The organism is Herbivorax alkaliphila (assembly GCF_030848475.1).
Classification (GTDB): domain Bacteria; phylum Bacillota; class Clostridia; order Acetivibrionales; family Acetivibrionaceae; genus Herbivorax.
The window spans coordinates 39,115-51,384 of the sequence record NZ_JAVDDS010000019.1 but is presented as its reverse complement, the minus strand read 5'-3'; the positions used below and the strand labels follow the sequence as shown (position 1 = coordinate 51,384).

Here is a 12,270-nt window from a genome sequence, read left to right as displayed (position 1 = left end):
TCCTTCACACTCTAAATTTTTTTTCTTATAATTTTTATTATTCTTTTAAATCCCGTAAATTTCTCTATATTTATTTTACTCAACTTTTTAGTTTTAAGAAAAACTCTCTTTATGTTTTTATAAATAATTTTTGCTGGAACCATACAGGTTTTATAAATGATTTTTGCTGGAAATAGTATTATGCCCAATATGGTTACCACTATTTTATAAATAAATTTTATAAAATGTACAAATAGTTTCATCACAATTTTGCTAAGTAACACTGCATATAAAATTATTCCCAAAACCGTTCCAATAATAAGATATCCCCGTATTTCTCCCTCATTGCTGTAGTAAACTACGGCAAATAACACAAGAGCTACAATTATCCAGTATATAAAATCCTCAAAGTACACCAGAATATTGCCAGTCTCTATGACCTTTCTTCGCACTCTGAAAACATCATATATAAATGCAATAATCATACCACCAAGAACACAACACAAAAAAACATACGCCTGATCATTAACAGAAACCCACAATTTTTATCACTTATCCTCTACCTAAACATTTTTGCCCAAAATCCCATTCCCTTTGATTTGCCTCCATCTTTATCACTGTACTCAATCCCCTCAATATATCCCTCTATACTTAGCTCTGAATTGTCTATACTCAATTTATTAATGTGAAGATCCTCACCCTTTATAATCAAAATTCCCATTTCCGTATCCACAACAACACTATGTTCATCAAAACTTTCTACATCCAGTACACCTGATATGCCAAGCTTTTCTCTGTTTTCCAGTAAAACATTTTGAACAGGTGGTTTAGATGTTTTTTTGTCATCAATCATTTTTTATCCCTCCAGTTACAGGTACACTTATTTTCACATGTTTCAGCACTTCAAACCCCTCTTTTCTAAATTTCAATTTTAAAAACTCTACTTTATTAATTTTAACCATTTCATTTTATGCACCTTGATTTTTGCTTCTTAAGAATATCTATGCATGTACTATATTAAAAATACCTATTTCTTTGAGATTTATTTTGAAAAGTAAAATGCATAAAAAAAGCCTCCTCATTTAAAGGCTTTTTGTGTTTTTTAATTAGATTGTTATTTGATTTTATACATTTCTTTAGAATCTGCTTTAGAGACATGTTCATTTACAGAAATAACTTCAACTGTCGTAGAATTACTCCCCAGTTGGATTTCAATATTATCTCCTTCTCTTACTTCAGCTCCAGGCTTGACAATTTTATCATTAATTTTAACTTTGCCCTGTTCACAGGCTTCATTAGCCAGTGTACGTCTTTTTATCAATCTAGACACTTTTAAATATTTGTCTATTCTCATTGTAAAATCCCCCAACAAAAGTTCGAGGCAGTAAGCCCCATCACTTGTAATTCTTTTAAGACTTTCTAAAACTTCAAACTATAAAAAAGGCTTCTCTTTTTTTAAGAAGCCCTTTTTATTAATTAATAAACAAGTACTTATCTACTTATTAACTAATTCCTTTAAACCTTTTCCAACTTTAAATACTGGTGCTTTAGTAGCAGGAATCACTATTTCTTCTTTTGTTTGTGGATTTCTACCTTTTCTTTCTGCTCTTTCTCTCACTTCAAAAGTACCAAAACCCACTAACTGAATTTTGTCACCACTTGCTAATGCTTCCTCAACACTTTCAACAAAAGCATTAAGTGCTTTTTCACTATCCTTCTTTGATAATTCACTCTTTTCAGCCATACTTGCTACTAATTCAGTCTTATTCATTTCACAATCCTCCTATTATTTTATTATCCTTAATGCATAGAAACATGTGTTTCTTTTTATTAAAATAAAAATTTATTTTACTCTATTATTATCAATCAGCTTAAAATCAAAGCATAATGCCAATTTCTACGTGTCTTAAACATTATTCGATATATATTTTTAAATTCCTCCTTATATTCTAATTTTTTTGTAAGTTTTTTTAATTATTCGTATTTTGCTCTTTCCCAGAGTTTCTCCATTTCATTTAATGACATTTCGTCCATGCTTTTTCCCTGCTTTTCTGCTTCATTTTCAATAAAGCCAAATCTTTTTATAAACTTATTTATAGTACCCGTCAAAGCAATCTCAGGTTGGACTTTTAAAAATCTAGATAAATTTACTATGGAAAATAATACATCTCCCATTTCATCATTTATTCTTGCCACATCCCTGCCTTTATATACATTTTTCAATTCATCTATTTCTTCATAGATTTTCGCAAGAACATCCTCCATATCATCCCAATCAAACCCCACTTTAGCAGCTTTTTGTTGAATTTTATAGCTTCTCATTAAAGCTGGAAGATTTGAAGGAACATCTTTTAAAACATCTGTCTGTTTAGTGATGCCTTTTTCTTTCTTTTTTATATCTTCCCAATTAGCCACAACGTCATCTGCTGTTTCAGCTTTATCCTCACCAAAAACATGAGTATGTCTGCTAATCATTTTTTTACATATTCCACTTATAACTTCATCCATTCCAAACTCTTTATTCTCAGTGGATATTTGAGCATGAAAGACAATTTGCAAAAGAAGATCCCCTAATTCTTCACACAGCTTGTCCTTGTCATTTAAATCAATTGCTTCTAATACTTCATAAGTTTCTTCTATTAAGTATTTTTTTAAACTTTCGTGAGTTTGCTCTCTGTCCCAAGGGCACCCCTTTTCACTTCTCAATAACTTCATAACCTCTATTAAATCGGAAAAAGTATACTTTTCTTTTAACATATAATTAAATCCTCCCTAGTTATTTGTATATTAATAAACATTTTAATGTATTTATTATACCACTATTTTATAATTGATAAAATAATACACTTCTTTTCAAGGAGATATAAGTGAACTCGTTTAGCTAAAGCTAAACATCGAGGCTTCAGATGGAGACTGAACTCCACCTTATAGAAGGTGGAGTTGCTCTTATAATAAAGTCAAAAATAGAAAAACTACGCCTTATGTTTTAAAATAAAATTAGAAAGGGATAAAAAGGGAACATTGCTCAAATACCACTAGTATTTTTGCAACATTCCCTTTTGATTAAACTAAAACTATTTAAAATGCTATTACTGTTCCATTTGCTTTCCTAAGAAGCTTGCAGCTACTTGAGCAAGCTTTGCTTCTACATCTCCCATTTGTATGTTAGGATCAGTTGACAAAAACATAACCGATCCTATAGGATCTCCTTCTGATATTATAGGAGTTACCACCTGTGAAGAATATTGCCTGTCTGGTGCCTCTTCAGACAAAATTTTAATAGAATTTTCCTCTGGTGCCTGTACCACAAGAGTAGTCTTGTCTTCTATTACCTTCTCAACATCCTGACTTAAAGATTTTTCAATAAAGTCTTTTTTTGATGCCCCTGAAACTGCTATTATTGTATCTCTATCAGAAATACATGTTACATGACCACTTGTTCTGTGAAGTGACTCTGCATATTGTGAAGCAAAATCACTTAATTCACCTATCGGCGAATACTTTTTCAGTATAACTTCTCCTTCTCTATCAGTAAATATTTCGAGAGGATCACCTTCTCTAATTTTTAAAGTTCTTCTGATTTCCTTTGGAATTACTACTCTTCCTAGGTCATCTATTCTTCTGACTATTCCAGTTGCCTTCAATTTATTTGCCTCCTTTTTACGTTTAATTTAGATTACAGTTTTATTATTAATTTTTTATTGGATTTTTATACATTATAGGTGGATTATGATAACATCCTTTGTCCGACAACAATTGAAGCAACTTTAACTAATACTATATTTTTTAAAAGCAAAAAACACATATAAAAAAAGACTGCCACATGGCAGTCTTTTTTTATATGTGTTTTTATCTGATTTTTATTCTATCTAGAGCTCTTTCATTTAATTCTAAATTATATTTAGGATCTTTTGTCCACTCTTCTAAAAGATCTTCATACTTTTCTCCAACCACTACATTTCTCACTCTATCTCTTACATCTTCAAAGGATGTCAATTCTAATATTTCTATTATGTTAAAGCCTAAATCTGTATCAACTAAACCTAAATCTCCTTCTTCACCCTTTAAAGCCCAATCTTTTATCTCTGGTTCAATATGAGCATCCATTTTAATCTCTGTATCTCGTTCAAGGTCAGCATTAGGGTCGTCAGCAAATTCTGCCGCTACTCTTGATAACCTTTCACCTTCTTTAATTTTTTCAAAAGCCTCTTCAGCATTTTCTCTAGCTTCTTCTATTTTTTCTTCAGGAAACATATCCCATCCACCATGTACATCTCTTTTATAAAATACTAAAATATTTGCAGTAGCAGTAGTAAAATTTTCACTATTTTCATCGTAGTGTTCTCTTAATTCCTCTTGTGTGGCCGACATATTTTCTTCCTGTTCCCTTCGTGCAAACTTAAAGCCTAAGTTCAAATTTTCTGCTATCTCCCTGTATTGATCTACAGTTACACCAAACTCCTCTCTAAAGCTTCTTTCTGCTTCTCTTCTTGATCCCTCAAAATCTGATATTTGACCTAATAAACTCTCTATAGAGTTTTCTATATTATTATAATCATTATCATTTAAAAACAAACCCTGTTCTTCAGCTTTAAAGAGTTGAATTTTGTACTTCTTTACATTTTCAAGAGCATTTTGCTTTAACACCTCTGTTGCATCAACACCATCAATTTTTGAATTCCATAGAGCTTCTATCTCTTCCTGAGTTTTCCCTGCTGCTCCCTCTCTATTTTCCATCTCTCTTTTCTCATTGTACAGAAAGAAACGATATTCCTCTTCTGTAATTTTTTCTCCATCAATCTCGGCCACATAGCTGGTTGCATTAGAATAAGCTATATAACCTACTAAAAGTGCAGCCACCACCAACAACGCTGCTATAGATATAATTGCTCTTTTTTTCTTCAACACAGTATCTCCTCACATTCCTTATAAGTATAATAAAAAGTCAGAATTTATTTTAGAAAAATTCATGACTATAAACATTATAATAAATTGCAAAGGTTACTGCAATTCAATAACGTCTTGTAATAAAATCTTAATACTTTCTAGAAGTTTTTCCCTTTTTATTTCGTTGATTTTAAATGTAATATATGGCTTGCTGCTGGCAGCAAAAAGTATCTTCCGTCTATATTTCTCCATTAATTTCCCGATTATATCGATGTCTATATGCTTATCTTCCATGAACTGCAATATTATATAGTCGTCTTTTTCCTGTAGAGATAAAAAGCCACATTCCTTTGCTAATACCTTTAGATATGCAATTTGTATAAGAGCGTCTACAGCTTTTGGTATTTTCCCATACCTGTCAATTAGTTCATCCCTTACATCAAATACATCTTTTTGGTCATTTATTGAGGCTATTTTTTTGTACATTTCAATTTTTTGATTTTCATTATTTATATAACTGCTGTCTATATAAGCATTAACTTTAAAATCCACAGAAACTTCTATATCCTTCTCCTCTAGAGGAATGCCTCTTAATTCATTTATCGCTTCCGAAAGAAGTCTAACATACATATCATATCCCACTAAATCAATATTTCCATGTTGTTGTGAACCAAGCAAATTACCCGCTCCCCTTATCTGTAAATCTCTCATAGCCACTTTAAATCCAGAACCAAATTCGGTAAATTCCTTTATTGCCTGAAGTCTTTTTTCAGCTATTTCTGAAAGCACCTTATCTCTTTTATATGTTATATAGGCATACGCTAATCTATTTGATCGTCCAACCCTTCCTCTTAACTGATATAACTGAGCAAGCCCCATTCTGTCAGCATCTTCTACTATAATGGTATTGACATTGGGCATATCAAGACCTGATTCAATTATTGTAGTACAAACCAAAACATCATATTCACCTTCTACAAACTGAAACATAATATTTTCAAGCTCTGACTCTTTCATCTGTCCATGAGCTACTGCTACTTTTGCGTCAGGTACAAGTTTTTTTATTTGAGCAGCTTTTATATTTATAGATCTGACCCTGTTAAAAAGATAAAAAATCTGCCCACCCCTAGCAAGCTCTCTATTAATTGCTTCCTTTATAACTTCTGGGTTGTGTTCCATTACATATGTCTGTACTGGATATCTTTCTTCAGGAGGATCTTCAATAGTACTGATATCCCGTATTCCCATAAGGGACATGTGAAGTGTCCTAGGTATGGGAGTGGCAGTAAGAGTCAGTACATCTATATTTACCTTCATATTTTTTATACGCTCTTTATGCTTCACGCCAAATCGCTGTTCTTCATCTATTATCAAAAGTCCTAAGTCTTTAAATTCAATATCTTTTTGAAGAAGTCTGTGAGTTCCTATAAGCACGTCTACCATTCCTGACCTTACATCTTTTAAAATTTTTGCCTGCTCTCTTTTAGTCTTAAAACGGCTTATTACTTCTACACTTATAGGAAAGTCCTTCATTCTCTCTCTAAAATTTTCAAATTGCTGCTGTGCTAAAACAGTGGTAGGAACCAAATACGCCACCTGTTTTCCATCCATCACAGCTTTAAATATAGCTCTAACTGCAACTTCCGTCTTTCCATATCCCACATCACCACATAAAAGTCTATCCATTAATTTTTCCGATTCCATATCTTTTTTAATCTCGTCAATACATTTTAACTGATCTTCCGTTTCCTGAAATGGAAATAATTCTTCAAACTGCTTTTGCCATACTGTATCCTCATTGTATTTATATCCCTTTAAAGATTCTCTTTTGGCATACAAACCTATAAGCTCTTCTGCTAACTCCATTAGAGACTCTTTAGCTCTTGCCTTTGTCTTTGCCCAGTCATTCCCTCCTAATTTGCTAAGCCTTGGTGTTCTCCCTTCAGAACCTATATATTTTTGAATTAAATCAAGTTGATTTGTAGGTACATATAAAAAATCTCCATCAAAATATTGAATTTTCAAGTAGTCCTTTTTTATACTATCTACTTCAAGCTGCTCAACACCAACATATCTACCTATTCCATAAATCTGATGAACAACATAATCATTAATATTAAGATCAGTGAATACACCAATCTTCTTACCCTTACTCTTTTTACCAAAAGATTTCTTAGGTCTTTTTCTTTCTCCAAAAAAATCCTTTCCACTTACTACTACAAATCCTGTATCCTGATATTCAAATCCTGTTTGAAGACTTCCTCTTGTTATTACAACCTGTCCCGGTAATAATTCATTTACAATTTCATCTTGGTAAATTGCCTCTATTCCATTTTTTTTAAAATTCTCCTCTAGTATATGTCCACGACTTTCTCCTCCTGACAACACAATAACTCTAAATTGTTTTTCTTTCCAGCTTTTAACACTATCTATTAAAAGCTCAAAATGTCCCTTATATGAGTTTAATAGCCTAGAAGATATTTTAAAATTTTTAACCTCTCCATATGTTTCTAAAGTATTAAAAAACACTGCCTTGTTCTCATTTATAGTATCCATGATATGTCCTGAACTAGTGTATATTTCAAAGCTTTCTGGTAATAAAAATCCTTTTTCAAGAAACCCTTTACAAAGCTCATAATTTTCATAAAGAAGATTTTCATATCTCTTTTCAAATCTCTTTGGTTCATCTAAAAAGATTAGTACTTTTTCCATGTCCATATAATCTGTGATAATTGAAGGCTTCTCAATAATATATGGTATATACCTGTCCATACCTGCAAAATAGTACTGTTGCTTAAATCTTTCCATATCATATTTTATTTTTTCTTCTATTTTTTCATTAAACCCCTCTACATCAATTTTTCCTATCTTTTTTAAATACTGATTGAGACTATCTGAAATTGCATTTAAAATATCATCCCTTTTATTGGCATTATATACCACCTCTCTTGCAGGTAAAACAGTAACTCTTTCAATTCTTTCTAAAGACCTCTGAGAGGCAACATCAAAACTCCTTATAGAGTCTATCTCATCACCAAAAAATTCAACCCTTGCAGCAGTTTCACTGTTTATTGGAAAAATGTCAATTATTCCACCTCTTACAGCGAATTGCCCTTTACCTTCTACTACAGGCATTCTCTCATAGCCAATTGATATAAGCTTTTCTGAAATAACAGACAAGTCCATTATCTCCCCTATAGAAAAAGAAATGATGCTATTGCAAAATAACTCTTTGTCTATTAACTTTCTGGCTATTGCTTCAGCACTGGTAACTATTATCTGGTATTCACCATTTATAATTTTATACAAAGATTTTATTCTTTCATAAGAGGAATCGTGACTTCTAGCTTCTACATCATGAAACATAATTTCTCCTGGTGAAAAATATAAAACACCTTCTTCAAAAAAGTTCAAAAAATCTTCATATATTTTTCTAGCACTAATATCATTGTTTGCAATAAATATTCCTTTTTGTTTTAAATGCCTTAAAACAGCATATGTAGTATGGGCTTTTTGAGATTGAGATGATCCTTCAATAGAAATTGGTGTGTTTCCCGTTTTAATACGATTTAAAGCATCTCGGTACTGATTTATTTCCATAAGTGGATTTATTAAATATTTTTTTTCTTTTACATTGTTCATTTTTGTTCAATCCTCAAATATTTATAATTTTAAACGCTCTCAGATAAGTTCATATAATTTATGCAACACACTTCTTAGTGTAATTAATAAATCATCGGGGCTTTGTCCTTGAAAACAGGACATTGTTTCTAAGTTATTCATTGATTATTAAATTTATTCATCGCCTGATCAATTCCAGAACCCATTATCGCTTCAACAGCGTCTGACGCATTAACAATTGCTTCTTTAATTTTTTCTATTTCATCACCTGAAAACTTGCTTAACACATAATTGGCTAATTTCCATCCTTCTGGAGGCTTATCAATTCCAACCCTTACTCTAGGAAACTCATCTGACATTATTTGATATATAACAGATCTCATGCCATTATGTGTCCCTGCACTTCCCTTTGGTCTTAATCTAAGTTTTCCCACAGGCAAATCTATATCGTCATATATTATTATAATGTTTTCTACAGGTACTTTATACCAGTTAATTAAATCTCTTACGCTTTCTCCACTACGATTCATATACGTTTGAGGTTTAACCAGCAATACTTTTTTTCCACCAATAACCCCTTCTCCATAAAGTGCCTTAAATTTGATTTTTGACATTTTTATATTATGTCTCATTGCTAAAAATTCCACAACGTAAAATCCAATATTATGTTTCGTATCATTATATTTTCTCCCTGGATTCCCCAACCCTATAATTACAAATAAATCATCCAAAGTAATTCACCTCTTTACTTTATAAATTTCTATGTTTTAAAATTTCTTTTACATTGAGTCTGTAAAAGAATAACTGCCCATAATCTTTCACTTTATACTTATTATTTAATAAGTTTTGTGAAAAACAGGCAGCAATTATTACTTACAGTGAAACAAATTCTCACTTTTATAAAATGCACCTTATTCTTTTTGAGTAAACAGCGTACTTATTGACATATCTCCATATATTCTTTCAATAGCTTCTGCAAACACTGATGCAACAGACAGTGATTTTATTTTTGGTCTTTTTTTATCTTCAGTCAAAGGAATTGTATTTAAGGTAATTAACTCCTTCATCTCAGATTTTTCAATTCTTTCTATTGCAGGTCCAGAAAGCACTCCATGGGTACAACAAGCATACACTTCCTTAGCACCTATTTCAGCTAATGCATTTGCAGCATTAACAATTGTGCCGCCTGTATCTATAAGGTCATCTACCAATATAACCTTCTTATTATTTACTTCTCCAATTATATTCATTATTTCAGATACATTTGCCTTAGGACGTCTTTTGTCAATGATAGCCAAAGGAACATCCAGCCTTTGTGCAAACTTTCTCGACCTTGCCACACTTCCCACATCAGGAGAAACAACAACAACATCACTTGTTTCTTCAAATTTTTCTCTAAAATAATTAGCAAGAATAGGTACCCCCAACAAATGATCCAATGGAATATCAAAAAAACCTTGTAACTGAGGTGCATGTAAGTCCATTGTCAGTACTCTATTTGCCCCAGCAGTAGTCAAAAGATTAGCTACAAGCTTTGCAGAAATAGGGTCTCTTGCTTTAGCTTTTCTATCCTGTCTGGCATATCCATAGTAAGGAATAACAGCAGTTATTCTACCTGCAGACGCCCTTTTTAATGCATCTATAATTACTAAAAGCTCCATAAGGTTGTCATTAATCGGCGAAGACATTGACTGTATCAAAAAAACATCCGATCCTCTTACAACCTCATTTATCCCAATTGCACATTCTCCATCGCTAAATTTTCCTACTTTTGCTAACCCAAGCGGCAAACCAATTTTTTCTGCAATTTCCAGTGCTAATTCACGGTTTGAGTTACCAGCAAAAATTTTTATATCCTTACCATGTAGATTCATCTTAAGCTCCCCTTTTATTACTTATTTGAAAACGCTTTTTAATTTATTAATCCTTCTTTAGTATACCTTTTTTTACAACCCAGTTTTCCTTTATCACCTGTCTGTTTCTTGCAATAGCCAGAGAATTCTCAGGCACTTCATCGGTAATAGTAGAACCTGCTGCAATATATGCATTGTTTTTAACCACAACAGGTGAAATTAAATTTACATTACAGCCAATAAAAGAATTATCTCCAATAATTGTCTTGTGTTTATTTTGACCATCATAATTAACCACCACTACACCACATCCTATGTTAACTTTTTTCCCCACTTCCGCATCTCCTACATAAGTAAGATGTGATATTTTAGTTCCATCTCCAATTAAAGATTTCTTTATTTCCACGAAATCTCCTATCTTTACATTTTTACCTATATCACTTCTAGGCCTTAAATACGCAAAAGGCCCTACTTTTGACTCATCGTTTATAGAGCTTTGCAAAACAACAGACTCTTTTATCTCAACTTTATTTCCAACTTTTGAATTTACAATTCTGCTGCCAGGACCTATTATGCATTCCTCTCCTATTTTAGTTTCTCCTTCAATAACAGTTGAAGGATATACAACTGTATCCATGCCTATTTCTACTTCTCCATCAATATATGTTGAATCAGGATCTATAATTGTTACGCCACCAGCCATCAATTTCTTCTGTATTCTTTTTCTCAGAAATTTTCCTGCATCCGCCAATTGTATTCTATCATTTATTCCAGATAATTCTTCTCTATTCTCAATTTTAATAGCTCCTGCTCTAAGTCCTTTATTTATTAATATTTCTATAGTATCAGTAAGATAATACTCTCCCTGATCATTTTCATTGTTGAGCTCCTTTAGAGCTTCTCTAAGGGCACTTATATTAAAACAATAGATTCCAGAATTAATTTCTTTTATCTTTTTTTGTTCAGAAGAGGCATCTCTATCCTCAACGATTTTCAACACATCCTTATGACTGTCTCTTATTATCCTTCCATACCCTGTAGGATTTTCAAAATCTGCTGTTATTATTGTAACTGCATTGTCTTTTTGTTTATGATAATCAACTGCACTTGAAATTGTATCTGAAGAAACAAGAGGCATATCTCCATACATTATAAGAACCTGTCCCTCTTTGCCTTCAAGAAATTCTTTAGCCTGTATAACAGCATGACCTGTTCCTAGTTGCTCTTTTTGCATGGCATAAGAAACTTTATTTCCCATGCATTTCTCAACTTTTTCTGCATTACGACCAATAACAAGCACAATATCATCTACGCCAGCATTTTTTACAGATTGATAAGACCATTGCACCATCGGCTTACCACATATTTCATGTAAAATCTTTGTCTTCTTTGACTTCATTCTCTTGCCCTCACCTGCAGCAAGAATAACAGCCATTAAGTGCTCCATACATTTCTCCTCCTCTAACAGATAATCAAGCTCTACAACGCTCCACAATGTTTTTTCCATATTTCCATTAATTTAAATAACATGCACCTATCAAGTACTCTCTCTTTACTTAATCTTAATACCAAATATATTCTCTCACTTTTCCTTGATTTTTTCAATATTAAAATAAGAATAAAAAAACACAGAATAAAAAATCGTCAAAAACACACGCCATCTCAAAGCCCTTTAAAGAATGTATTTGTGTCAAAACACACACAAAAACCCTTCAGGCTTGACACGCCCTAAGAATACAACTCAAATCAAAGTCATATATTCTGATATCTCTTTTTTAAATTTTCAAAAGAGTAAACATAAAGCTTATACACACAGAATAAAAGACTGGAAATAGCTATTATCTCAGGGCATCAACGCAATGCTTTTCACGATCAACATTATTCTCAAAAAATTTATGCTCTACTAAGACGCCTTTTGAGAATATATATT

The 12,270-nt window shown here is 32.1% G+C and carries 11 protein-coding genes; all 11 read right to left on the bottom strand.

Features of this window, described 5'->3' with window-relative positions; translation table 11 throughout:
• Window positions 1-11 precede the first annotated feature (11 nt).
• The 11 genes from yabQ to glmU all read right to left on the bottom strand — a co-directional run bounded on the left by yabQ (window position 12) and on the right by glmU (window position 11,787).
• On the bottom strand, window positions 12-521 hold the full coding sequence (gene yabQ / locus RBH29_RS08845) for a spore cortex biosynthesis protein YabQ (protein ID WP_373463309.1): 510 nt from the start codon (window positions 519-521) through the stop codon (window positions 12-14).
• Between the two features lie 17 nt (window positions 522-538).
• The gene (gene yabP / locus RBH29_RS08840) at window positions 539-832 is read right to left on the bottom strand and encodes a sporulation protein YabP (protein WP_306696437.1); all 294 of its coding nucleotides are present in this window, start codon (window positions 830-832) and stop codon (window positions 539-541) included.
• A gap of 261 nt (window positions 833-1,093) precedes the next feature.
• Window positions 1,094-1,333, bottom strand: coding sequence for an RNA-binding S4 domain-containing protein (locus tag RBH29_RS08835; protein ID WP_306696436.1), 240 nt, complete (start codon window positions 1,331-1,333; stop codon window positions 1,094-1,096).
• Window positions 1,334-1,474: 141 nt separating this feature from the next.
• Window positions 1,475-1,750, bottom strand: a complete 276-nt coding sequence (locus RBH29_RS08830; protein ID WP_306696435.1) for an HU family DNA-binding protein — start codon at window positions 1,748-1,750, stop codon at window positions 1,475-1,477.
• 203 nt (window positions 1,751-1,953) lie between these two features.
• Window positions 1,954-2,736, bottom strand: coding sequence for a nucleoside triphosphate pyrophosphohydrolase (gene mazG, locus RBH29_RS08825; protein WP_306696434.1), 783 nt, complete (start codon window positions 2,734-2,736; stop codon window positions 1,954-1,956).
• Window positions 2,737-3,068: 332 nt separating this feature from the next.
• Complete coding sequence (gene spoVT / locus RBH29_RS08820) at window positions 3,069-3,623, bottom strand: stage V sporulation protein T (protein WP_306696433.1); 555 nt, start codon at window positions 3,621-3,623, stop codon at window positions 3,069-3,071.
• Window positions 3,624-3,828: 205 nt separating this feature from the next.
• The gene (locus RBH29_RS08815) at window positions 3,829-4,884 is read right to left on the bottom strand and encodes a peptidylprolyl isomerase (RefSeq protein ID WP_306696432.1); all 1,056 of its coding nucleotides are present in this window, start codon (window positions 4,882-4,884) and stop codon (window positions 3,829-3,831) included.
• A gap of 96 nt (window positions 4,885-4,980) precedes the next feature.
• Window positions 4,981-8,508: a transcription-repair coupling factor gene (gene mfd / locus RBH29_RS08810; RefSeq protein ID WP_306696431.1), complete on the bottom strand. Its 3,528-nt coding sequence runs from the start codon at window positions 8,506-8,508 to the stop codon at window positions 4,981-4,983.
• 137 nt (window positions 8,509-8,645) lie between these two features.
• The gene (gene pth / locus RBH29_RS08805; protein ID WP_306696429.1) at window positions 8,646-9,218 is read right to left on the bottom strand and encodes an aminoacyl-tRNA hydrolase; all 573 of its coding nucleotides are present in this window, start codon (window positions 9,216-9,218) and stop codon (window positions 8,646-8,648) included.
• Between the two features lie 180 nt (window positions 9,219-9,398).
• The gene (locus tag RBH29_RS08800) at window positions 9,399-10,361 is read right to left on the bottom strand and encodes a ribose-phosphate pyrophosphokinase (protein WP_306696427.1); all 963 of its coding nucleotides are present in this window, start codon (window positions 10,359-10,361) and stop codon (window positions 9,399-9,401) included.
• Between the two features lie 46 nt (window positions 10,362-10,407).
• Complete coding sequence (glmU, locus tag RBH29_RS08795) at window positions 10,408-11,787, bottom strand: bifunctional UDP-N-acetylglucosamine diphosphorylase/glucosamine-1-phosphate N-acetyltransferase GlmU (protein WP_306696426.1); 1,380 nt, start codon at window positions 11,785-11,787, stop codon at window positions 10,408-10,410.
• Between the last annotated feature and the right edge of the window lie 483 nt (window positions 11,788-12,270).

What these genes read in the sequence shown, in the direction of transcription:
- yabP (WP_306696437.1), bottom strand. Translation starts at nt 832, where the DNA reads ATGATTGATGACAAAAAAACATCTAAACCACCTGTTCAAAATGTTTTA.
- RBH29_RS08835 (WP_306696436.1), bottom strand. Translation starts at nt 1,333, where the DNA reads ATGAGAATAGACAAATATTTAAAAGTGTCTAGATTGATAAAAAGACGT.
- RBH29_RS08830 (WP_306696435.1), bottom strand. Translation starts at nt 1,750, where the DNA reads ATGAATAAGACTGAATTAGTAGCAAGTATGGCTGAAAAGAGTGAATTA.
- mazG (WP_306696434.1), bottom strand. Translation starts at nt 2,736, where the DNA reads ATGTTAAAAGAAAAGTATACTTTTTCCGATTTAATAGAGGTTATGAAG.
- mfd (WP_306696431.1), bottom strand. Translation starts at nt 8,508, where the DNA reads ATGAACAATGTAAAAGAAAAAAAATATTTAATAAATCCACTTATGGAA.
- RBH29_RS08800 (WP_306696427.1), bottom strand. Translation starts at nt 10,361, where the DNA reads ATGAATCTACATGGTAAGGATATAAAAATTTTTGCTGGTAACTCAAAC.
- glmU (WP_306696426.1), bottom strand. Translation starts at nt 11,787, where the DNA reads ATGGAGCACTTAATGGCTGTTATTCTTGCTGCAGGTGAGGGCAAGAGA.